The 23,535-nt window shown below is 65.3% G+C and carries 17 protein-coding genes; 3 read left to right on the forward strand and 14 right to left on the reverse strand.

The window, feature by feature from the left end; genetic code table 11:
• The first annotated feature begins 524 nt into the window (after positions 1 to 524).
• On the forward strand, positions 525 to 2,570 hold the full coding sequence (locus NY78_RS19345; protein WP_043639832.1) for a HAMP domain-containing methyl-accepting chemotaxis protein: 2,046 nt from the start codon (positions 525 to 527) through the stop codon (positions 2,568 to 2,570).
• Between the two features lie 80 nt (positions 2,571 to 2,650).
• Here NY78_RS19345 and NY78_RS19350 read toward each other — a convergent pair whose 3' ends face one another.
• From NY78_RS19350 to NY78_RS19410, 13 genes are all read right to left on the reverse strand, one after another.
• On the reverse strand, positions 2,651 to 5,902 hold the full coding sequence (locus NY78_RS19350) for an efflux RND transporter permease subunit (RefSeq protein WP_043639835.1): 3,252 nt from the start codon (positions 5,900 to 5,902) through the stop codon (positions 2,651 to 2,653).
• The gene (locus NY78_RS19355) at positions 5,899 to 7,095 is read right to left on the reverse strand and encodes an efflux RND transporter periplasmic adaptor subunit (protein ID WP_043639838.1); all 1,197 of its coding nucleotides are present in this window, start codon (positions 7,093 to 7,095) and stop codon (positions 5,899 to 5,901) included. Before NY78_RS19355 ends, NY78_RS19350 begins: the two co-directional genes overlap by 4 nt.
• 117 nt (positions 7,096 to 7,212) lie before the next feature.
• On the reverse strand, positions 7,213 to 7,830 hold the full coding sequence (locus NY78_RS19360; RefSeq protein WP_043639841.1) for a histidine phosphatase family protein: 618 nt from the start codon (positions 7,828 to 7,830) through the stop codon (positions 7,213 to 7,215).
• Positions 7,827 to 8,999 carry a DVU_1551 family NTP transferase gene (locus tag NY78_RS19365; RefSeq protein WP_047960300.1) on the reverse strand — a complete coding sequence of 391 codons (1,173 nt, stop codon included), beginning with the start codon at positions 8,997 to 8,999 and terminating at the stop codon, positions 7,827 to 7,829. The genes NY78_RS19360 and NY78_RS19365 overlap by 4 nt, the downstream gene beginning before the upstream one ends.
• Positions 9,000 to 9,030: 31 nt before the next feature.
• On the reverse strand, positions 9,031 to 11,145 hold the full coding sequence (locus NY78_RS19370) for a histidine kinase dimerization/phosphoacceptor domain -containing protein (RefSeq protein WP_043639844.1): 2,115 nt from the start codon (positions 11,143 to 11,145) through the stop codon (positions 9,031 to 9,033).
• A 53-nt stretch (positions 11,146 to 11,198) separates the two neighbouring features.
• The gene (locus NY78_RS19375; protein WP_043639847.1) at positions 11,199 to 11,390 is read right to left on the reverse strand and encodes a hypothetical protein; all 192 of its coding nucleotides are present in this window, start codon (positions 11,388 to 11,390) and stop codon (positions 11,199 to 11,201) included.
• Positions 11,381 to 11,758, reverse strand: coding sequence for a phage holin family protein (locus tag NY78_RS19380; protein WP_082140110.1), 378 nt, complete (start codon positions 11,756 to 11,758; stop codon positions 11,381 to 11,383). Before NY78_RS19380 ends, NY78_RS19375 begins: the two co-directional genes overlap by 10 nt.
• 1 nt (position 11,759) lies before the next feature.
• Entirely contained in the window at positions 11,760 to 12,056 is a 297-nt protein-coding gene (locus tag NY78_RS19385) for a DUF883 family protein (protein WP_043639849.1), read from the reverse strand.
• Positions 12,057 to 12,098: 42 nt separating this feature from the next.
• The gene (locus NY78_RS23275; RefSeq protein ID WP_053062274.1) at positions 12,099 to 15,125 is read right to left on the reverse strand and encodes a PAS domain S-box protein; all 3,027 of its coding nucleotides are present in this window, start codon (positions 15,123 to 15,125) and stop codon (positions 12,099 to 12,101) included.
• Positions 15,126 to 15,143: 18 nt separating this feature from the next.
• On the reverse strand, positions 15,144 to 15,389 hold the full coding sequence (locus NY78_RS19395; RefSeq protein WP_043639851.1) for a Nif11-like leader peptide family natural product precursor: 246 nt from the start codon (positions 15,387 to 15,389) through the stop codon (positions 15,144 to 15,146).
• Between the two features lie 256 nt (positions 15,390 to 15,645).
• A complete protein-coding gene (locus NY78_RS19400; protein ID WP_053062275.1) occupies positions 15,646 to 15,978 on the reverse strand; it encodes a hypothetical protein in 333 nt (110 codons plus the stop codon).
• A gap of 589 nt (positions 15,979 to 16,567) precedes the next feature.
• A complete protein-coding gene (locus NY78_RS19405) occupies positions 16,568 to 18,271 on the reverse strand; it encodes a glutamine--tRNA ligase/YqeY domain fusion protein (protein ID WP_043639854.1) in 1,704 nt (567 codons plus the stop codon).
• Between the two features lie 176 nt (positions 18,272 to 18,447).
• Positions 18,448 to 18,840: a hypothetical protein gene (locus NY78_RS19410; RefSeq protein WP_043639857.1), complete on the reverse strand. Its 393-nt coding sequence runs from the start codon at positions 18,838 to 18,840 to the stop codon at positions 18,448 to 18,450.
• A gap of 315 nt (positions 18,841 to 19,155) precedes the next feature.
• Between NY78_RS19410 and NY78_RS19415 the strand changes: the two genes are divergently transcribed.
• Both NY78_RS19415 and NY78_RS19420 read left to right on the forward strand, forming a co-directional pair.
• Positions 19,156 to 21,645, forward strand: a complete 2,490-nt coding sequence (locus NY78_RS19415) for a sensor domain-containing protein (RefSeq protein WP_043639859.1) — start codon at positions 19,156 to 19,158, stop codon at positions 21,643 to 21,645.
• Between the two features lie 410 nt (positions 21,646 to 22,055).
• Positions 22,056 to 22,667 carry a hypothetical protein gene (locus NY78_RS19420; protein WP_043639862.1) on the forward strand — a complete coding sequence of 204 codons (612 nt, stop codon included), beginning with the start codon at positions 22,056 to 22,058 and terminating at the stop codon, positions 22,665 to 22,667.
• A 90-nt stretch (positions 22,668 to 22,757) separates the two neighbouring features.
• Here NY78_RS19420 and NY78_RS19425 read toward each other — a convergent pair whose 3' ends face one another.
• A complete protein-coding gene (locus tag NY78_RS19425) occupies positions 22,758 to 23,144 on the reverse strand; it encodes a hypothetical protein (protein ID WP_043639890.1) in 387 nt (128 codons plus the stop codon).
• Between the last annotated feature and the right edge of the window lie 391 nt (positions 23,145 to 23,535).

The following is a 23,535-nucleotide window of genomic DNA, read 5'->3' on the forward strand; positions in this document are numbered from 1 at the left end:
GAACACCCTCTCATCGGTATTTTTTTAGGGACACCACAGGAGTTTGACGTCTGGCCTGTGAACCGGCGCACGTCGGTTCGCAGGCCCCAACGTGCAGGCCCCAACGCGCAGGCCCCAATGCGCAGGCCCTCGGACCAGACGCAGCGGTGTTTTGGTGCGGGGGCCTGCGCCTGTTTTGGGCCGGGGACAGGGACCTGTTTGGGGGTTCTCCCTCTTGGCCGACCGGACGATTGCTTTCGTGCCCGGGCACTGTGCAGGGTGTCCGGCCGCAGCAGCCGGCGGCCGGCGCCTGACCGGACGGCCCAGCCTCACCCCCGGAGTCCACGCCTCGGGATTCAAAGTTTTTTTTCTTCCAACATGCGTCATTTAAGAGTAATATACAGGAGAATATACATGTTCTCCTTGGTCGTGCCGCCTGGGGCAAGAGCCTGCCGCCGACAGAGCGGCAGGCTGTCGTTTCACGGTATTTGTTGCGTCGCAGATGGCTGTGCAGACGGAGTACATTTAAAACGATGAGGCGGACCATGGCGAAACCAACGAAATTGTTTCATCGAGTAAGCGTCAAACTGTCTTTAAGCTATGCCATTTTGGTCATAGCCCTCATGTTGGTTGGTTTCACCGGGTTCTATGCGGCCAAAGTGATCAGCAGCAATCTGGACGCCCTCTTTGGCCGGTTCCTGCCGAGCATCGATTTCCTCATCGAGGCCGACCGCGACCTCCACCAATTGCTTGTGGCCGAGCGCTCCATGCTGTTTACCGACGTGGAGTCCGAGCAGTTCAAGAAGCTTCTCGGCGTCTATACCCTGAACCTCAAGCAGGCCAAGGATCGCTTCGGCTCATTTAAGGCCCTGGCGACCACGCCGGAAGAAAAGAATCTGGCCGGCCAGTTCGACCAGGCCATGCAGAAGTGGGAAGCGACCTCGGCCAAGGTGCTTAAGTTCCGGCAGGCCAATACCGCCGAGTCGACCGCCGAGGCCATTGCCCTGTCCCAGGGCGAGGCCGACCAGCAGTTCGAGTTTATGCGGGAGTTTATCAACAAGCTCACCGAGATCGAATTGGCCTTTTCCAGCGAGCGCAACACCGAATCCAAGGCCCTGTACGAGCGCACCGTCCAGGTCATCGTGGGACTGACCGGGGCCATGATCCTGTTTGCCATCCTGACAGGCTGGCTGATCGTCCGGGGACTGTTGCGAAAGCTTGGCGGCGAACCGGACGAGATTGCCGCCATTGCCCGGCAGGTGGCTGTCGGCGACCTGTCTCTGGCTTTTCACGACTGCGCCCACCCGGAAAGCATCTACGAGGCCATGCGGGCCATGGTGGCTTCCTCGACGCTGGTGGCCGAGGCCGTGGCCAAGCTGGCCCAGGGCGATCTCAACGTCAGCGTGGCCGAGCGGTCGGACAAAGACACCCTCATGCGCTCCCTGGCCGCGCTTATTGCAGCGGAAACCGACATTGCCGCCCTGGCCGGCAAATTGGCCCTGGGCGATCTCAACGTCACGGTCACCAAGCGTTCGGAAAGCGACCAACTGCTTTTGGCCATCGAGCGCCTGGTGGCGGCGGAAACCGACATCGCCTGCATCATGGGACGCTTAAGCGACGGCGATCTGGCCCTGACCGTCACGCCGCGCGACCCGGCCGACAAGCTGTTGCACGGCCTGCGCGAAATGATCGCCAAGGTCAGCGCAGTCATCCGCGAGGTCCAGGATGGTTCGGTCAACGTGGCCTCGGGCAGCGAACAGTTAAGCGCCTCCTCCTCCTCCCTGTCCCAAGGCTCCACCGAGCAGGCCTCGGCCGTTGAGGAATCCTCCTCGGCCATGGAGGAAATGGCCGCCAGCATCAGCCAGACCGCCGACAACGCCAAGCAGACCGAGGCCATTGCCGTCAAGGCCGCCCGGGACGCCCAGTCTTCGGGCGAGGCCGTGGTGCAGACCATGACCGCCATGAAGGCCATCACCAGCAAGATTTCGATCATTGAGGAAATCGCCCGCCAGACCGACCTGCTGGCCCTCAATGCCGCAGTCGAGGCGGCCCGGGCCGGCGAACACGGCCGGGGTTTTGCCGTGGTGGCGTCGGAAGTTCGCAAACTGGCCGAACGCAGCCAGGCTGCGGCGGCTGAAATCACCGGACTGGCCGCGACCTCGACGGAAATCGCCGATACGGCCGGCCAACTGTTGCAAAAGCTTGTGCCTGATATTCAAAAGACTGCCGAGCTGGTTCAGGAGATCAATGCCGCCAGCCAGGAGCAGAGCCAGGGAGCCGGGCAGGTCAACCAGGCCCTGCAACAGCTCGATCAGGTCATCCAGCAAAACGCCGCCGCCGCGGAAGAGATTGCCTCCACCTCGGAGGAACTCTCGGCCCAGGCCTCCCAATTGCAGCAGACCAGCGCCTTTTTCCAGGTGCAGCGCGACGACGACTACCCGCAGCCCGCCGGTCGCGGCGGCCGGCGTCAGGGCCTGTCCCCCTCGCCCCGGGGCAAGGCCCTGCCGCGCCAGACCCGTCGGACCATGCCGGGCTCGGTCATCGCCCTGGATGATTCCGACCCGGACAACGCGCAATTCGAACGCTACTAAGGCTTGTTGGGCCGGGAGCGCGCCCGGCCCTGCCTGGATACAGGAAGGCCGGCGGGACAGGCGTCCCGCCGGCCTTGTCGTTATTGGACTGAGGCTTCGCTGCGTCTGGCGTCCAGAAAATAGAGCACCGGCACCACCATGCGCGAGAAGATGGTGGCGGCCACTTCCCCGGCCATGAGCGATATGGCCAGTCCCTGGAAGATGGGATCAAACAGGATCACGAAGGCACCGGCCACGACGCTCACTGCGGTCAGCAGCATGGGTCGAAACCGCACCGCTCCGGCCTCTTCCACGGCCTGGGCCAGGGGGACGCCCTCGGCCCGGCGCAGCTCGATGAAATCCACCAGGATGATGGAATTTCGCACCACAATGCCGGCCCCGGCAATGAAGCCGATCATGGAGGTGGCCGTGAAAAACGCCCCGGCCACGGCATGGGCTGGGATGATGCCGATGAGCGACAGCGGGATCGGGGCCATGATGGCCAGGGGAATGGTGTAGGAACCGAACCAGCCCACCACCAGCACGTAAATAAGCACGATGACCACGGCAAAGGCCAGCCCCATGTCCCGGAACACCTCGTAGGTGATCTGCCATTCCCCGTCCCATTTGAGGCTGTAGTCAAAGGTCTGGGTCGGGGTGCCGTTCCAGAGAATGGACAGCGGCGTTTTGGCCGCCTCCTGCCAGACCCCAAGGCCCCGGTTTCCCAGGTCGGCCAGGGCGTCGTTGACCCGGCCGATGGCGTAGATCGGGCTTTCCTCGCTGCCGGCCACATCACCGGTGACATAGACCACGGGCAGCAGGTTTTTGTGATAGATGCGTCCGGGCTGCGTAACCGTGGTCATGGCCGCGATCTGGGCCAGGGACACCATCTTGCCGCCGGCCCCGGCCACGGCCACGGAGTCCAGGCTGCCGGCGTCCGGGCGCGACCGGGGCGGCAGGCGCACCACGATGGGGGCGTCTTCCCGGGCGGCTTCGTCATGGAGCAGCCCGGCCACCGTGCCGGAAAAGGACGCGGCCACGTCGCGGAGCGCCCGGTCCGGGTCGATGCCGGCGGCCAGGGCCTTGTCGCGTTCGATGCGAATGACCTTTTCGGGCCGGGGGTCGTCCACGAACCAGTCCACATCCACCACGTCCGGCGTGGTCAGCATGGTGTCGCGCACTTGCCTGGCCAGTCGTTCCCGGCCGGCATCGGTCGGGCCGTAGATCTCGGCCACGAGCGTTTGCAGCACCGGCGGTCCGGGCGGGGCCTCCACCACCTTGATCCTGGCCCCGTAGCGGGCGGCGAGGGGAATAAGCGTCTCGCGCACGGCCTTGGCAATGGCGTGGCTTTGCTGGCTGCGCTCGCTTTTGGGCAGCAGGTTGAGGCTGATTTCCGCCTCGTTCTGGCCGCTTCGCAGGTAGTAGTGGCGGATCAGGCCGTTAAAGCTCATGGGCGCGGCCGTGCCGGCGTAGATGACGGCGTCGGTGGCGTTGGCCTTGGCGATGGCCGCGTCGGCCAGGACCCGGGAGACGGCCGTGGTCTGTTCCAGGGTCGTGCCGCGCGGCATATCGACGATGACGGAAAATTCGCTCTTGTTGTCAAAGGGGAGCATCTTGACCAGCACGGCCTTGGCCGGAAAAAGCGCGCAGGCCCCGGCAAACAGGGCGGCAACAAGGCCGAGGAAGCCCCATCGCCACACCGGGCGCTTGAGCAGCCGGTCCATGAGGCGCAGATACAGCCGCGTGCCGACGTCGTCGGGGATGGCGGCGTGTTCGGTTTTCCCTGGCCGAAGGGCGCGTTTGGCGGTCCAGGGGGTGACCAGAAAGGCCACCAGCATGGACAGCAGCATGGCCACGGACGCGCCGACCGGCATGGGCCGCATATAGGGGCCCATGAGGCCCCCGACATAGGCCATGGGGGCGATGGCGGCGATGACGGTGAAGGTGGCCAGGACCAGCGGGGCGCGCACTTCGCCAACGGCCGCGACAATGACGTCGGACAGGCGTTTTTGCCGCGCCCCGGGCAGGCCCAGGTGGCGCACGATGTTTTCCACGTCAACAATGGGATCGTCGACCAGGATGCCGATGCAAAAGATCAGGGCAAAAAGGGTCACGCGGTTAAGCGTGTAGCCCATGAGCCAGTAGGTGGCGAGCGTCACAGCCAGGGTGACCGGCACGGCCACCATGACCACCAGACTGGCCCGCAGCCCGAGGAATACGGCCACCACGCCGCCGACGGTCACGGCGGCCAGGATGAGGTGCATGAGCAGTTCGTCGACCTTGTGCTTGGCCGTCTCGCCGTGGTTGCGGGTGACGGTCAATTGCACGTCGGCCGGCAGGATGTAGCCGCGAAGGGCCTCGATGCGCCTAAGCGCCGTGTCGGCCAGTCTGGCGGCGTTTTCTCCGGCCCGCTTGGCAATGGACAGGGTGACGGCCGGGTGGGCCTCGCCCGGGCGCACGACGTCACCAACCGTGGCCATGGCCGGTCCGGGAACGAACAAGACGTAGTCGTCCGGGTCGTCAAAGGCGTCGCGCACCGTGGCCACGTCGCCGAGATAGACGGGCCGGCCGCCCTCGACGGCAATAACGGCCCGGGAAAGCTCCTTTTGGCTGCGAAAGAAATTGTCCAGGCGAACGGCCAGGGCCGTGCCGGTCTGGTAGGTCTCGCCCACGGCGCTGGCGGTGTTTTGTTCGCCAAGGGCCGTTATGACGTCCACGGCGTCCAGGCCCCGGGAGCGCAGACGGTCGGCGTCGAGTTCCACCATGACGGCCCGTTTGCGCCCGCCGGCGACGATGGTCTCGCCAATGCCCGGGATGCGGCGCACCTCGTCGTTGACCGCCGCCGCCATGGTGCGCAGCTGCCGGGAGTCGTAGGGGCCGCCCCACAGGGTCACGGCCAGGATCGGCACGTCGTCAATGGAGCGCGGCTTCAAAAGAGGCCGGCTGCATCCGGGCGGAATCCAGTCGAGGTGCTGGTAGAGCTTGGCATAGGCGGCAATCAGGCTGCGCTCGATGTCGGCTCCCACGGCAAAGCGCACCACGGTCATGGCCTCGCCGTCGCCGGCCGTGGAATAGAGGTATTCCACCCCGGCGATTTCCCACAGGATGCGCTCCATGGGCGCGATCACCCGGTTCTCGATCTCCTTGGGCGTGGCTCCGGGCATGGAGACGTGGACGTCGATCATGGGCACGACGATCTGCGGCTCTTCTTCGCTGGGCGTGGCGTAAACGGCCATGACCCCGGTGAGGACGGCGGCCAGGATAATGAGCGGCGCGAGCTTGGAATCAACGAACAGGGCGGTTATGCGGGTCAGCCAGTCGCCGTGATGGCCATGGGGTTGGGGATCGGTCACTGGGGCGCTCCGGGGAGACGGTCGCCGTCGCGAAGGACGGCGGTTCCCGGGCAGGCCAGTTTGTCGCCGTTTTCCACCCCGCTTATGATTTCCACGTAGCGTTCGTGTTCGGGGCTGGCGTCAAAGGCTTCGGAGTCGGTGACGTAGGTGGCCCCGCCGAAGTCCACGGCCAGGAAGGAGCCGCCGGTTTTGACCACGCCCAGGCGCAGGGTCCCGCCGGAGTCGGCCACGGCCACCAGGGGCAGGTCGCCGCGAAGGCTTAAACACTGGGCCGGCACGAGGAGCTTGGCCACGGTGCGGGCCGGCACGAACACCCGGCCGAACATCCCGGCCCGGGGGGGGCCTGTGGCCCCGGGCACATCGCCTGGCAGGGCGCATTTGAGCTTGAAGGTGCGGTTGCCCGGATCGATCCGGCCGACGATGGCCGAGACGGTGACGGCAAAGGGGCGCGGGGCCAGGGAGGGCACGCCGGCGATGATGGTCTGGCCCTGGCGCACGGCCGTCAGCAGGGATTCGTCCACCTGGGCGGTCAGCTCAAAGCCGCCGGCGGAGGCGTCGATGAGGGCCAGCGGCGCGCCGGCGGCGACATAGGCCCCCTGGTCCACATAGCGCCGGGCCAGGATGCCGTCGAAGGGGGCGGTGATGCGGGTATAACTCTCCAGGGCGGTCAGTTCGCCCAGTTTGGAGACCACGGTCTGTTCCTTGGCCGCGGCCGCGTCGATCTGGCGGGACACGGCGTCGTACTCGGCCTTGGCCTTGTCGAAATCCTCCTGGCTGACCGCCCGCTGGGCCAGCAGCCGGCCGATGCGCTCCATGGTGGTCTTGGCCAGCCCGGCCCGGGCCACGAGCGCCTGGCGTTCCCGGGAAACCTGCTCGCGCTCGGCGAAAAGCCCCTGGCGCTGGCTGAGGAGATCCTTGTCGTCCAGGCGCATGATGGCCGCGCCGGTGGTCAGACGGTCGCCCTCCCGGGCCATGACCGCTTCCACCGTGCCGGAAATCTTGCTGGCCAGGGTAACGCTTTGTTCCGACTCCACCTGGGCCGGAAACGACCGGCATTCCACCACATCGGTTCGAGCGGCGGCGCGCACCGGCACATCGACGACGCGCGCTGCCGGCGTCTGGGAGGATTTATCGCCGGAACAGCCGGTCAGACAGGCTGCGACAAGACACAGGGCCACGAGGATGTATTGCATGATCCAGGCAATTGCATCGCCGGGCGTCCTTGTCAACGCACAGGACGTCTTTTAAACGTCTGATCCTGCAATGGCCCAAAAGGAATTTCATAGAGGAAAGATGGGGAATCGGGCGGTTTACGGGCCGGGAAAGCGCCAGGGCGCGATCGGGGCCAGATTGAGGCCGTCCACCCGCCAGCAGTCCGGGCCGAGATCGAGCAGGTTTAAGCGGCAGTAGTCCTGGCCCAGGCGGAACAGCCGGGACAGGTCAATGCCAAGGGCATGGCACAGGATGGTCCGGTTGACCCCGCCATGGGCCACCACCAGCACGTTGCCGCAAAGCGGCTGCAGTTCGGTCAGGACGGCCACAGCCCGGCTCTGGACGGCGGCAAAGCTTTCGCCGCCCTGGGGGCAAAAGCCGGCAATGTCGCAGCCCCGGCGTTCGTAGGCCCCGGGGTAGCGTTGCCGGACCTCGTCCACGGTCAGGCCCTCGAAGGCCCCCAGGGCAATTTCGCGCAGGCGCGGTTCCGGGCGCACGGCCAGATCGCGTCCGCCAAGGACGATCGCGGCGGTCTCGCGGCAGCGGCACAGATCCGAGGACACGGCGGCGGCAAAGGGCACGTCGGAGAGCACCTCGCTCCACAGGGCGGCCTGCCGGCGGCCGGCCTCGGTCAGGGGATGGTCGGTCTGGCCGATGAACCGGCGGGGTTCCTGCTGGAGGATGGCCCCGTGGCGCAGGAGAAACAGCGTGCTCATGATTGATCCTCCCAGGGCAGGCCGGTTTGGGCCAGGACGTCGGCCAGGGGATGGGCCAGGGCCTTTTCCACCCGGGCCAACACGGTCAGGGCGTTGGCCCGGCGGCGGGTGATGGCGGCAACGGCTTCCGGGTCGTGGGCAAACAGCGCCAGTTTCTGGCCGAAGCGTTCCGGCACGGACACCAGCCGGCTGCCGTGCACGAACTTGTCGGCCAGATAGACGATTTCGGCTTCGGTGATGGGGGCCTGCGGCGGCAGGGCGATGTCGCGGTGGGCGGCGACAATGGCTGCGGCCCGGGAAAAGCCCAGGCTCTCAAGGAGCCGGCCGCCTTCGGCCTCATGGCGGGGCCGGCCCTTGGCCACGTCGTGGAGCAGGGCGGCGGCTTCGATCAGTTCGAGGTCAAGGGCGGCCCCGGCGGCATTGAGCGACCTCGCCAGCGCCACGGCCACGGCGGCCACGCCCCGGGCATGGCCCAGCCCCTGGGGCGGCACGGCCTGGATGGCCAGCAGGGCCTCGGCCTCGGCCGGAGTGGGGCTCTCCAGACGGTTGGCCAGGACGGTCAGGGCGGCGTAGTCCTCCGGGGTGTCCATGTCGGCCAGGGTCAGGCCGTCGGGCACAGGGAGTTCCTCGAAGGGATACGGGGCCAGGGCGGCGCGCAGGCCGCCGCCGCCGTCGTAGGCCAGGATGGCCGGGATGAGGCCGGCGTCCAGGCAGGGCGGGTGGCCGCGCTGGCCGGCAAAGGCCGGGTAGAGGACGGGCGGGGCGCTTGCTGCCTCGGCCCGGTTAAGCAGCCGGGCCACGGTTGCCGGGCGGAAAAGCGGCACATCGGCCGGGGTCAGGAGCAGGCGGCGGCAGTGCGGCCACTGTGCGGCCACAGCCGCCAGGGCGGCCGTGACCGTCGAGAACATGCCGCGCTGGTAGTACGGATTGTTGACGAAGCGCAGGCCGATGCGGGCGGCTTCGGCGGCGACTTCGTCGCCCCGGTGTCCGCCGGCCACGAGGATGTGTTCGACGCCGGCCTGGCGAAAGGTGTCGGCCAGCCGGGCCAGGGGGGTGGCCCCGGCCAGGGGGAGCAGCGGTTTGAGCGGTCCGGCCATGCGCGAGGACAGGCCGCCGGCCAGGATGACGGCGCAGACAGCGGGACGGAGGGCGTCGGGTGGTCGTGGCATGGGGCAAGTGTCGGGGCTGGCCGTGTCCCTGTCAAGACTGGGCGGCCCTGGGAAAGGTCAGGGTGAAGACGGCGCCGCCTTCGTTGCGGGCGGACAGGCCGCCGCCGAGCTGCTGGGCCAGATTGAGGACGAGCTGCATCCCGAGGGTCCCGGTCTGGCTGGGTTCGAAGTCGGGCGGCAGTCCCGGTCCGTTGTCGGCGATAACGATGATCACGTCCTGGACGGTTTCGCGCAGGTCCACCCGCAGCCAAGCCCCTTCCCGGGAGGGAAGGGCGTGTTTGTGGGCGTTGGTCAACAGCTCGTTGACCGCCAGCCCGGCCGGCACGGCCTGCTCAATGGGCACGGTCACCGGGTCGAGCCGGCAGTGGAGGGCTAAGCCCGGGTTGGACGGTGACGAGCCGAAGATTTTTGGCAGCAGGTCCTGGATATAGGTGTCCAGGCGAATGTGGGAGAGATCGGCCGAGCGGTAGATCTCCTCGTGGACCAGGGCCATGGAGGCAATGCGGTTGCGGCTGACCCGGAAACTCTCCAGAGCCACCGGGTCCTCGACCAGTTCGGACTGGAGATAGAGCAGGCTGGAGATGATTTGCAGGTTGTTTTTGACCCGGTGGTGGATTTCCTTGAGCAGGATGTCTTTTTCGGCCAGGGAGGCCCGGATGGCCCGTTCGGCCCGCACCCGCTCGGTGACGTCCTTGTCCACGCCGCGATACCCCTGGAAATGGCCGGTTTCGTCGTGCCAGGCCACCCCGCTGGTCATGAGGCAATGGCGGGAGCCATCGGTCGCCAACCGCCAGTTGACCAGATCGCGGATGGGCTCGCGTCTGGCCCAGGCCGTTTCGATGATCGGGCGCAGGGTCTGTTCCTCGCCCGGGGCCAGGAGGTCGAAGAAGGTTTTGCCGATCAGATCGGCCGGGGCATAGCCCAGGGAGTCCCGGACCCTCTCGCCGACATGGGTGCAACGGCCGCCGGCGTCCATTTCCCAGATCCAGTCGGCCATGGAGGCGGCGATGTGGGCCATGCGTTCCTGGCTTTGGCGCAGGGCGGCCAAGGCCCGTTCCTTGGCCGCGTCATTGGCGGCGAGCAGATCGGCCATGGCGTCCAGGCTGGTTGCCACCTTGGCGATGCCCGACGGCCCGTGGAGCAGGCCGGTGCGGGCCTGGCGTTCGCCCTGGCCGATGCGGGCGGCGGTGTCGGCGATGCGGTCGAGACGCCCGGCAATGACGGCCCCGCCGACCAACCAGGCCACGGCCAGGGCCAAGGCTCCGGCTGCCCCGAGCAGGATCAGGTTTTCCTGCAGGGCCTGCCGGCTGGGGCCGAGCACACTGTCTTCCGGCACGCCGACCACAAAGGTCATGTAGGCCGGCATCGCCGACGACAAATGCAGCTTATGGAAGGCGTAATAACGCTGGACGCCGTCGGAGCCGGGCAACAGGGCCACGCCCTCGGCGCCGCCGGCGTCGATGGCCTGCCAGACTGCGGCCCGGATGGGTTTGCCCGGGAGATTGGTCGCGGTGGTCGGCTGGTGATACAGCCGGACGCCGTTGCGATCGCAGATGCCGAAGACCGACCCGGCCGGCATGCGCAGCTGCCTGAAGGCGGCGTCAAAAGCATCGAGCCTGATGGAAGCTACGACAAGGCCTCCGAGGGTCCCGTCCTGGCTTTTAAACGGCAGGACAAAGGGGAAGGCCGGCTCGCCCGAGGTGCGGCTTATGATATATTCGCCGGCCGTGAACTGCTGCATGGCCATGGCTTCGCGGAAATGCTTGCGGTCGCTTAAATTGACGTGGCCAAAGGGCAGGCCCGAGGCGAAGACGTCGCCCTGGTCGTTGGCGGCCAGGATGTTGGCGTAGATGGGATTCTGGTTGAGCAGGGTGGCAAACAGGCTGCCGCAGGCGGCGCTGTCCATGGCGCGGAGTTCAGGCATGGCGGCCAGGGCGGTCAGGAGCAGGCGGGTGCTGTCGGTGATGTGCTCCTGGACCTGGGCCAGGGCGGCGGCGGCCCGGGAGGCTTCGGCCATGGCGTCGGTGACCAGATGGGCGCGGCGTTTGTGCCCGTCGTAGAGCTGGAGCGCCAGGGCCGGCAGCACGCACAAAAGGGCCAGCAGGACCAGGCCGCCCCGAATGGACATGGTGGAAAAGAGCTTCACCTCGCGCCTCTTGCCGTCCTCATGCCCCGAAGGGGGCAGGGTTTGGACGCCGGTCAGCGCCCGCGGATCCGGGCAACAAACCAGCGGGCGATCCCCAGGCCCAGGGTCAGGTTGTTGAGGCTGCGGGAGAAGGCCGCGCGGCCAAGACTCGCTTCCAGGCGCGCCAATCGGCGGGAGAGCTCTCCCCGCAGGGCAATGGCCCGGCGTTTGTCGGCCAGGGCGCGCAGTTGTCCGTCTAGAAACATGCCCGGTCCTTTTTCAGTTCCTCCACGGATTGGGAAAAGGCCAGGGGCAGCCGGGCCAGCCGGCGGCGCAGGGCAAAAAGGGTCAGCGCCCCGGCCACAAGCAGCGCCGCGCCCCCTCCCGCCGCCACAGCGAGACGCCACTGGGGCGGCAGGGCCAGGAACACGGCCAGGATGGCCAGGGCCAGGCCCATCAGAAACAGGGCTGCGCCCAAAAACGCCAGCAGCATCAGTTGGACGAGGCGGATTTTCACCTCGCGGGCCTCAAGCCCCAACAGTTCCAGGCGGTCTGCGGCGATATCCAAGGCCAGCCCGGCCATGCGCCCGGCCGTGCCCATCAGCTCCGAGAGGGCGGCAAACGTGTCGGCCACGCTACTTGCGGCTCATGAACCAGCCAAGCAGCAGCCCGAAGAGAAACGAGCCGCCCACGGCATGGTAGGGTTTTTCGTGGATGATGCGATCGGCAGCCTGGATTTTGGCATCGAGGATGTCGTCCAGGTCGGCGTATTTGCTCTTGGCGGCCTCCAGCCGTTTCCCCAAAAGTTCGCGGGCCTTCTGGACGCGTTCGTCGGCTTCTTCAGCCGTGGCGTCGACCAGGACGCCGGCATGGCGGATGAGTTCGCGCAGTTCTGCGGCCATGGCCTCGGCGGGGGGTGTCTTTGCAGCCATTGTCATGCCTCCTTGGCAGTGGGCCATTGCCCATTACTCCTCTTACTGCGAATTGCCGGGCATTGTCCATGCAGCTGTATCGGAGGCCGCTGTTCCGTGGTCATCCGGCGCAAAGAGACCGGCCAGCCCGTCCAGGAACGGTCCTTTCTGGATGGGCTTGGTGAGCAGGACGGCGGCCCCGGCGGCGGCGGCCCGACCGCTTTCTTCGCGGAAGGCAAAGGCGGTGACCACCATGATCGGGGTGGTGGGGCGTCCGGCGGCGGCTTCACGCCGGCGGAGCTCCTCAATGACGGTGATCCCGTCGATGTCGGGCAGCTGGATATCCATGATCACGGCGTCAAATTGGGCGGTCTCGAGTCGTTCCAGGGCCTGGGCGCCGGTATGGGCGTAGGTGACGGCCAGGGGCAGGCCTTCCAGAAAGGCTTCATACAACAGGCGATTGGGTTCGCTGTCCTCGACAATGAGCAGGCTGCGCCGATCGGTCGCCGCCGGGCGGGCCTGACGGGCGGAAATGGTCTGGAGCAGCTGGGCGGGCGGCTCATTGTGTCTGCGGGCGTCGCGAGGCAGGGCGCAGTAAAACGCGCTGCCGGCCCCGGCCGTGGATTCCACCCACAACCGGCCGTCCATGCCGTCGACCAGCAGGGAACAGATGGCCAGCCCCAGTCCCGTGCCGCCGTAGGCCCGGGTGGTGGAGGAGTCGGCCTGGGTGAAGGGCTTGAAAATGGCTTCGCGTTTTTCCGAAGCGATGCCGATGCCGGTGTCGGACACGCAAAAGAGCAGATCCTCCCGGGCCAGCCGGGCCGGCAGCACGGACAGGCGCAGGACCACTTCGCCCTTGGCGGTGAATTTCACGGCATTGCCGGCCAGATTGACCAGGATCTGGCTGATGCGCCCCGGGTCGCCCCAGGCCTCCCTGGGCACGTCCGGGGCGGATTCGACGCGCACGACCAGGCCCTTGGCCGTGGCCTGGGGAGTGAGGAGGGCGGCGGCGTGGTGCAACAGTTCGACCGGATCATAGGCTTCCCGGGTCAGTTCCAGGACGCCGGACTCGATCTTGGACAGTTCGAGAATGTCGGTCAAAAGAGCCATGAGGGATTCGCCGGCCACTTCCAGGGTGCGCAGGAAGTCCTGCTGCCGGGAGGAGAGCGGCGTGTCGCGCAAGACATCCACCATGCCGAGGATGGTGTTCATGGGGGTTCGGATTTCGTGGCTCATGGTGGACAGGAAGCGGCTCTTGGCCTGATTGGCCGCTTCGGCCGAATCCTTGGCCAGGCGCAGGGCCTCTTCCATGGTTTTGCGGCCGGTGATGTCCACGATCACGGACAGCAGGCAGGCCTCGCCGTAGGCCTCCATGGGCGTGCACGACAACAGGACCGTGCCCAGCTGGCCGCTGCGCATCCGCAGCCGCAGTTCCATGTTGCGCACCTGCCCGTCACGTTCGATGGCCTGGGTGATGCGGTCCCGGTCGGTCGGATTGAGCCACAGGCCCAGTTCCCCGGGGGTGCGGTCGATGACGTCGCTGCGGGCATACCCGGAGATGGTGTAAAACGCCTCGTTGACGTCGAGATAACGGCCCTCGGCCAGGGTGCTGATGGTGACCACCACCGGGGAGAGGCGGAAAATGTTGGCCAGGCGTTCCTGGCTCTGGCGCAGGGCCTGATCGGCGGCCAGCTGTTCGGTGACGTCCCGGGCGTAGATGGCCAGACGCAGTTTGCCGCCGGGGGCCGTCGGTATGGGATAGACGGTGTTTTCGTAGATATGTCCGGCGCGTTTGTCGGTGAAGCGCTCGGGCAGGCCGGTTTCCTGCACGTTGCGGTAGCGCTCGCGCCGGGCGGCGGCCACGGGCGCGTCGGTCAGTTCCAGGATGCCCCGGCCCAGCATGGATTCGACGGCCAGCCCGAAACGCTCGGCCCCGGTTTTGTTGATCATGACCACGTGGTAGGATTCGTCGAGGACCATGATGGCGTCGCTTGTGGCGTTGAGCACGGCTTCAAGCATTTCCCGGTGCTGGTTGAGGTCGTACTCGGTGGCTTTTCGCCGGGCCACCTCGGTGCGCAGGCGGCGTCGCCACCACCAGACCGCGCTCACCAGCAGTCCGGCCAGAGCGCCGACCAGGAGCCAGCGCCCGGGCAGCCGTTTCGGGGATTGTCCGGGAAAAGTCGCCGCGTCGAACCAGCGGGCGGCCAGGGCGGTTTTGCGTTCCTGGGGGATGGCGTCCAGGGCTTTTTGCAGGATGGAGGCCAGTACGGCGTCGGGCGAGCCCATGCAGATGGCGTTGTCGGGCCAGGGCATGGTGGCGACGATGCGCAGATTGTCAAAGCCGTGTTCCCGGATGATGCCTGTTGCCGCCACGAGATTGAGAAAACAGGCGTCAGCCTGGCCATTGGCCACGGCGGTCACGGCCTCAATGGCGTTGCGTTTGAAATCGAATTGCGCCCCCAGATCGGGGCGTTCGTTTTGCAGGCGTTCGTAGGCAAAAAACGTGGGGGCCACGGCCACGGTCCGGCCGGCCAGATCGGCCAGGTTCCAGGCCATATCCGGGCCGGACCGGGCGATCATGACGTAGGGATGGCTGGCATAGGGCCGGGTCAGGTGCAAAAAGGTCCGGCGGGAGGGGGTGTCGGTGATGCAGGCAAACAGGTCGATGCCGCCGGTCTGGGCCATCTCCAGGGCGCGGGTGAAGGTGATGTCAAAGGCCGGGCTGAAGGTCACCTCGAGCATGGCGGACAGGACATCGAGATAGTCGGCGGCCAATCCCTGGAAGCGGGGCGTGCCGTCGGGGGCGCGCACGATGCTTTGGAAGGGCGTCTGGCCGTTGGACACGCCCACGCGCAACACCGGATGGGCGTCCAGGTAGGCCTGTTCGGCCTCGGTCAGCCGGGAGCGGATATCGATGCCTGGCGGCGTCCGGGGCGCGGCCTGGACCGGCGTGCCCCCGAGGCACAGCAGCCACGGCAGCCACAGCAGTATCCCCAGCAGGCGAACAGGGCCGGGCCTGCGGCCTGAGCCGCGCACGGCCGTTGCGGCCAGGGGCCGGGGCTGGACAGGGAGGCGACCAGAGGCGTTCATGTCCGGTCGCCTGGGCGGCTACATGAAGGCGTACGAGGCGTCGCCGTGCTGCCGGCGCACCCGGTCGATGACTGCGGCCCGTTCAGGCGAGGCCTGGCCGGCCGGGCTGGTGGCGCAGACCAGTTCGGCCGGGCTGAACCGATAGCCTTCCAGGATGACGAAACGGCGGCGTTCCCACTTGTTTTTGCATTCGCCAAGGGCCCAGCGAAATTGCGGGTCCTCATGCAGGCGGGCGACAAAGGCCTTGGCACTTTCAAGCGACATAACGTGGTCCTCCCCGAAAAATCAGGGATGGTCTTTGCACGTCGCGCGCCAAACGGGCGTTGGGGCGGTGAATTCCATATATGACAAGTCATTTTAAGCGGTTGCCTATGAATTGTCCGACGCTGTCAGCCGTGACCGTCCAGTCGGGCGATACACTTTTTTATATTGTGGCCAGGGTTGTCGACAAACCTCAAACGCCCGGGGCCTGCGCCGGCGCCAGTCCGCCATGCCTTTGGAGGTGTCCGGACGCAAAGGGTCACTCGGCGTAGTTGCTGTTGCAGTATTTGGTGCACCAGGCGAGTCCGACGCCAATGGTTGGCATGCAGCCGTTGAACTGATTGGGGCCGGTCAGCGCGTTGCTTGTGGCGGCGCAAGCGTCAACGCAGGCTTTACGGGATGTATGTTTGACCGAAATAGCCTGGGAATCGTACGTGTTGCAGATGTTGATGGTGTCGCACGAGTTGCTCCGCCCTCCCTCGGAGGTATAGCAGAAGCCCCGAAATTCCGAATCGGTTACCGGCTTGGGCGTACAGGCGGCGATCAGGCAGACGGCCACGAGACAGCCAGTGGCGAGAAGAATCGGACGCATAGAATTTCTCTGTGGGTTAGAGGGTGCGGGGGGATTCCCGGGCGTTATCCAGGGTCCACACTATACCCGGCCCGTATCTTTTGCCAGAGGGTGCATCCGGTGCGGCAGTGGATTGTGCAAAATCTTGTACCCGCTTTGGCGGCCTGGTTCGGCCGGTACAATATTCTGTACTCCGACGCCGACGCACACGGGGTCTGAGGACATCGGACGCTGTTTTTAACTCACTGGAACATCTTGTTTTTTTACGATTGGAGGAGAGTTTTCCCTATTGGCCCGGCTCTTGCTAAAAAGGAAATATCCTTCCTCTTCAGACACAATTTTAGAAAAAGGACTTCAGGGATGGCGACCCGGAAGTCCTTTTTCATTTGCGGCGCCGGGGGCGCGACGCCTGGCCAGACCGGTCCCCTGGGCTTCCCTGAAGCGACTGGGCCGGCTGGGCTGGGCGACCGTTGCCAATCTTTTCCCCCGTGCGCCTCAGACGCGAAAACACCGCGCGCATTGATGGATGCGCGCAGTGTTCTGTCTCGTTCGGCTGGCCGCCGCCCGCCCCGGCCCCTGAAGGGCGGGCGGCCGGGGCGTTCAAATCCTTTTACCGGCCGCCCTTGGTCCAGGAATCCTTGAGCGCCACCGAGCGGTTGAACACCCGCTTGGCCGCGGTCGAATCCCTGTCCACGCAGAAGTAACCCAGCCGCTCGAACTGGACGTTTTCGCCGACGGCAATGTCGGCCAGAGCCGGTTCGATGAGCGCGTTTTCGATGACCTCAAGGGAATCGGGGTTGAGCGAGTCCTTGAAATCGCCTTTGCCCTCGGACGGGTTTTCCTTGGTGAAAAGCCGGTCGTAGAGGCGCACCTCGGCCGGCAGGGCATGGGCGGCCGAAACCCAGTGGATGGTGCCCTTGACCTTGCGGCCGTCGTCGGACCAGCCGCCCTTGGTGGCCGGGTCGTGGGTGCAGCGCAGTTCCGTCACCTCGCCGGTGGCCGGGTCTTTGATCACCGCGGTGCAGGTCACGTAGTAGGCGTGGCGCAGGCGGACCTCGGCCCCCGGGGCCAGCCGGAACCATTTCTTGGCCGGCGTTTCCATGAAGTCGTCGCGTTCGACATAGAGCTCGCGGGTAAAGGGCACGGTGCGCGCCCCCATGGACTCGTCCTCGGGGTGGTAGGGGAAGTGGATGTCCTCCACCTTGCCCTCGGGATAGTTCTCGATGACGAGCTTGAGCGGCCGCAGCACGGCCATGAGCCGCTTGGCCCGGCGGTTTAAATCCTCGCGCAGGCAGTGTTCCAAAAGGGCCATGTCCACCTGGCTGTCGGCCTTGGACACGCCGATGCGCTCGCAGAAATCCCGCATGGCTTCGGGGGTGTACCCCCGGCGGCGGATGCCGCTTAAGGTCGGCAGGCGGGGGTCGTCCCAGCCGGATACCGCCTTTTCCGTGACCAGCTGGATGAGCTTGCGTTTGCTGAGCACGGTATAGGACAGGTTGAGCCGGGCAAATTCGATCTGCTGCGGATGGCCGGGCACCGGCAGGTTGTTAAGCACCCAGTCATAGAGCGGCCGGTTGTTCTCGAATTCCAGCGAGCAGATGGAATGGGTGATGCCTTCCAGGGCGTCGGAAATGCAGTGGGTGTAGTCGTACATGGGATAGATGCACCAGGCGTTGCCCGTGCGGTGGTGCTCCACATGCTTGATGCGGTAGATGACCGGGTCGCGCAGCACCACGTTGGGGCTTTGCATGTCGATTTTCGCCCGCAGCACCTTGGCCCCGTCGGGAAATTCGCCGGCCCGCATCCGCCGGAAGAGGTCGAGGTTTTCGGCCGGGGCGCGGTCCCGGTAGGGGCTGTTTTTGCCGACCTCGGTCAATGTGCCGCGGTAGGCCCGGATTTCCTCCTGGGAGAGGTCGTCGACGTAGGCCAGACCCTTTTCGATGAGCTGCTCGGCAAAGGCGTAGAGCTTCTCGAAATAGTCCGAGGCATAAAACATCCGGTCGTCCCAGGAAAAGCCGAGCCAGCGCACGTCGTCCTTGATGGCGTCGACGTATTCCACTTCTTCCTTGGCCGGATTGGTGTCGTCAAAGCGCAGGTTGCACATGCCCCCGAAGTCCCGGGCCAGCCCGAAATTGAGGCAGATGGACTTGGCGTGGCCGATGTGCAGGTAGCCGTTGGGTTCGGGCGGAAAACGGGTATGGACGCGGCCGCCCCATTTGCCGGTGCGGTTGTCCTCGTCGACGATCTGACGGATGAAGTCCCGGGCCGGGGCCGGGGCGGATTTGGCCGACTCTTCCGCGTCGCGTGCGGGCATGGCTGGACCTCGTGGAGACAGGATTGGGCACGGCCGGAGGCCGGCCGCAGGAAAACGGGAATTTTACGGGAATAGGCTGGCGAGGTCAAATCGGATCGGGGTCCGGAACAACGCCGCCCGAGGCGGCGTTGTTCCGGCCGTTGTCTGCTCTGCCCGGACCGGGGCGGGCCGGCGGTCTAGAAAATGTTGTTCGTGTTGACCCAGCCGTACAGGTTGATGCTTGGCACGTGCACCAAAGCCCAGCCTTCCCGGTCGTCGACCAGGATGTCCACCGGGGTGCAGCTGGGCATTTTGGCCAGCTCGCCGCAGTAGGTCCCTTCACAGTTGCGAAGCGGCAACCCCGTGAACCCCGTCCTGGCCGTCCGCTGGGGGGTCAGGGTCCAGGCCTCGGCCAGGATGGCCCGCTGTTGCGAGCTCAGGCCCATCGCCATGGCCTGGGTTCCCATGGGCTGCGTCATCGGAGCCTGTTTCATGGCTGGCGGCGTGGCCTGGGCCGCAGCGGTACAGGCAAAGAACAAGGCGGACACAAACGCGAGCGCAAACAGTGGGAAGATGAGACGACTCTTCATAAAAGCCTCCTTCATGTTTTGCCGCGCCGGTTGGCGCGCCGCCAGCAAACGCGCGGCGGTGACGTCCTGTTCCCCATGGAAGAGGATTTCACAGCATCCCCGTTATACCCCCTGATTTTCGCCCGTCAATGTTGAATATTCCTTTTGCCCGCTCGGCGGCCGGTCTGGCCGTTTCTCGCCAGGGCAACCGGGTACGATCATTGACAAAAGTGTAGCAAAACTGTTTTGTTCTATAATTTAATTCCAATATTTCAGGATGTTGACAATCAAACGTCCTTGTTGCAAAGCTCCCGCATCTTTACCAGGGGCGACAGTATGGCCATGCATTCCCCGGGGCTGCTCCCCGATGTCCCGGAAGACGTCCACCAGCGCATCTTCCAATGCTCTCCCAACGCAGCCCTCTTGCGCGATGCCGACGGTATCGTGCTTGCAGTCAATGCCGCCTTTGAGGCCCTCTTTGGCGTGGACGCGGCCGAGGTTGTCGGGCGGGATCTGCGGGCGGTGGTGCGTCCGGCCGTGGACAGGGACGGCGACGGGGGGGGCGAGGTCTGGAGTCTGTCCGGCGCGGCCTTTTTGCGGGAAACCCGCTGGGGCGCCCACGACGGCGGCACGGTGGATGTGAGCCTGTCCCAGTTTCCGGTGGGGGACAGCGGCGGCAAGACCATCTCCTGCGTGATTTTTCGGGATATTTCCGGGCGTCGCCGGGCCGAGGAACAGCTCGACGCGGCCGAGCGCAAGTACCGCTCCATCTTTGAAAATGCCGTCGAGGGCATCTTTCAGACCACCCCCGGCGGCCGCTATCTGGAGGCCAATCGCACCCTGGCCCGCATCTACGGCTTTGTATCCGTGGCCGAGATGACCGAGTATTTCCGGGACATCAAAAACCAGCTCTACGTCGATCCCAGGCGGCGCGACGACTTCGTGCGCCGGCTTTCGGCCCATGACGAGGTGCACAACTTCGAGTCGCAGATCCGGAAAAAAGACGGGGCCGTCATCTGGATTTCCGAAAATGCCCGGGTGGTGCGCGATGCCTCCGGCGAGGCGGTCTACTACGAAGGCACGGTGGTGGACATCACCGACCGCAAGCGGGCCGAGGAACAGCTGGCCGCCCAGCGGGCCTATTTCGACCAGCTTTTTGCCAATTCCCCCCAGGCCATTGCGCTTATCGACATGCACCGCAACATCGTGGACGCCAACCACGCCTTTGAAAATCTTTTCGGCTTCAGGGCTGAGGAGATCAAGGGTTTCGGCATGCGCACCTATATCGTGCCCGATCACCTGCTTGGCGAGTGCGAGAGCACCCGAAACGCCATTTTGTCGGGCAACACGCTGGTGCGCGAGACGTTTCGGCAGCACCGCGACGGCCGGCTCATCCCGGTGTCCATGATCGGCTTTCCCATTGAAATCGGCGGCCGGGTCCAGGGCATCGTCTACGTGTATCAGGACATCTCCGAGCGCAAGGCCTTTGAGGAGCAGATCACCCATCAGGCCTTCCACGACGCCCTGACCGGGCTGCCCAACCGCAGCCTGTTTGCCGACCGCCTGGACCGGGCGCTGACGCGCGGCAAACGCCGCAGCGACTACCAGTATGCCGTGCTCATGATCGACCTCAACAAGTTCAAGGGCATAAACGACACCCTGGGGCATCAGGCCGGGGACCAGCTGCTCATCGAAGTGTCGCGGCGGCTGTTGTCCTGCGTGCGCACCATGGACACCGTGGCCCGCCTGGGCGGAGACGAGTTCGCCATCATCCTGGAGGAACTCAAGTCCAAGAAAGAGGTCATGACCGTGGTCGAACGCATCGGCACGGTCCTTGGCCGGCCCTGCGTCCTGTGCGGCTCCACGGTCACTCCCGGGGCCAGCATCGGCATTGTGCTGCGCACCCTGGACTACACGAGCGCCGAAGACATTTTGCGCGACGCCGACATCGCCATGTACCGGGCCAAGGAATCGGGCCGCACCTCCATGATCTTTGATCGCCAGATGCACCAGGAAATCCTTGAGGCCATCACCCTGGAAGCCGATCTGCGCGCGGCCCTGGAGCGGGGCGAGCTGCTGCTCCACTACCAGCCCATTGTCGATGTCCAAAGCGGTCGGATCGAGGGTTTTGAGGCCCTGGTGCGCTGGGATCATCCCATCCGGGGGCTGGTGCCGCCGGTGCGCTTTATCCCGCTGGCCGAGGAGACCGGGCTGATCCTGCCGCTTGGCCGTTTCGTCATCACCGAGGCCTGCCGCCAGCTGCGGTCCTGGCAGCTTACGATGCCCGAGGCCGGGGCGCTTTCGGTCAGCGTCAACGTGTCCTGCCGCCAGTTCGTCAAGGACGGGCTGGTGGAACATGTGTCCGGGGTGCTGGCCGAAACCGGATTGGACCCGGCCTGCCTCAAGCTTGAGATCACCGAGTCGGTGCTCATGCACGACGCCCAGCACACGGCCGGGGAACTCAACCGCTTAAAGAAGCTCGGAGTCAAGATCGCCATCGACGACTTCGGCACCGGCTATTCCTCCCTGTCCTATCTGCGCCAGCTGCCCATCGACCACCTGAAGATCGACCGGTCCTTTATCAGCGGCGACGACTGCAACGGCGAGAGCCAGGAAATCGTCAAATCCATCATCGCCCTGGCCCGCAGCCTGGGCCTGACCGTCATTGCCGAGGGGGTCGAGCATCAGGACCAGCTCGACAAACTGCGCTTTGCCGATTGCGACAAGGCGCAGGGCTTCATGTTCTCGCGCCCGGTGGACAAGGACGCGGCCCTGCAGCTGCTCCGGGAGGCCTTGGACGGCGGCTGCGGCTGCTCTCCGGTCTGACGTCCGTGGCCGGGCCGCCGGCCTGACGTTCTTCCCTGCCCCGGGCCGCCGGTTTCGCCGTGCCCCTTTTTCTCCCAACGTCCCCTTTTGTGCCGTTATTTCTGTAACCGGTTGTCTTCGGCCGGCGTCTTTTCGTATAGAAGGCAGAGCCTCCGGAGAGAAAAGCAGCGCCCGAGGCTCTGGGGAACTATGTCGGCCAAGAGCCGACAGGAAGTTGACAAAATATACGATGGCAGAGTGTACAGTACTGTGCGCTCTGCCATTATTTATTTGCAGTGCAAAAGAATGTGACGCCTTTTGTTTGCAAAAGATACAGAATTCATAAAAAATTATTGTCGCTATTTTTTTTATTTCTGTCCTAAACAATCAGAAATGTCGTCCGATAGGTGCTCATACAAAAGGAGGTTGCCATGGCAGCCATTGATACGTCCCTGACACTGTATGCGAACACCTCCCAGTCGCTCACCTCTGCCAGTTCGGGCCTCACGGCCACCGCCAAAACGACCTCGGGCGGCTCGTCTTCGAGCACGTCCGCTTCCGGCGACACCGTGACCATCTCGGACGAGGGCAAAGCCCTGGCCTACAGTCTGGGCACGGGCCAGACGGCCAGCAACGCCGCGACCACCGCCGCCTCGGCGACCACGGCCACGACCGAGGAAGCCTCCGCCACGTCCACGACCACTGCTGCCGCCGGTTCGAGCGCCGCCGAGTCCACCGCCTCGGCCCAGGGCAGCGGCGGGGCCAAGGGCTCCGGCTCGGCCAGCAGCAGTGATTCGGAGGACGAAACAGACACCACCACCTCGGACGAACTCAAGGATCAGATCGAGCAGCTACAAAAGGAAATTGAGCAGCTTGATAGCGAGCAGCTTTCCGAGGACGAGAAAAAGACGCAGAAGATGGAATTGCAAAACGAATTGGCCCAACTCCAGACCGCCTACGCCGAGGCGCTCCAGAATGAAGAGAGTTCGAGCTCGTCGACCAGCGGCAACACGGCCGCCACAGCCCTGGGCGGCGCATCCTGATGCCGTCGGTGTTTCCGGCGGCGTCGGCTGGCCCATGGACCAGCCAACGCCGCCGGCGGCCGGGGTTGCGAGGGTTTGCCGCTTGGCGATCTACTGGCTGCCGCAGCAGCGGGCGGTCTTGAAGGCGGAGCAGGGCAGGGGATCAATGGCCACGGTGATGCAGCCGGCAGTGGTGTCCCGGATGATGCGCCCGGACGGCATCCGGCCATGCCACACCCGGCTGGAGAAGATGGCCAGATCGCCGTTTATCTGGACGTAGAAGTCGGCGAACCCTTTGGCATAGTGGCTGTTGAACACGTAGACGCCGTCGCGGATGCCAAGGAAGCTGTACTTTTCCGGCTCCTTGCAGGTCAAAATGGCCAGAGCCTGGCGGAAAGCGCAGATCAGCACGGCCTGTTCGTCAAAGGCTGCCGCCCGGCTGGGCAGGCTGCCCAGGCTAAGCGTCAGGACCAGGATCACGAGTAGCATGCGTTTCATCGTTTCCTCCCCGGCCGCCCGGCCGTCTTCAGCCATCCCTTCGGCTCTTCCAATCGATTCTTAAGGGAGCGGGGCTGCATCCGCAGTCCAGTCTTGTCGCCCAAACGTCGCCCGCAGTCTACCAAGTGGACGCGGTCGCAGGGGCAAGAGAAAAGGGGGGAGGCATGCCTCCGGCGGCCGGGGGCCTGAGGCCCCCGGACCCCCCAACTGGGGTAAGGGGGTGGTGGCGTTGCCGCGACGTTGAGCGGGAGCGTGAAAAAAAAGCGCTTGATGGGGGACGTTTGATTTGACAGGGCGCGATGCCGAGCCGGTGAGCGGCAGTTGCGCGAGGGGGGCCTTCTCGCCACGATCCCCTTTCCCCCTGTCAGGGAGGGTCCGGGAGGGGGTTACC

The sequence above is a fragment of the Desulfovibrio sp. TomC genome (genome assembly GCF_000801335.2).
In the GTDB taxonomy this organism is placed as follows: domain Bacteria; phylum Desulfobacterota; class Desulfovibrionia; order Desulfovibrionales; family Desulfovibrionaceae; genus Solidesulfovibrio.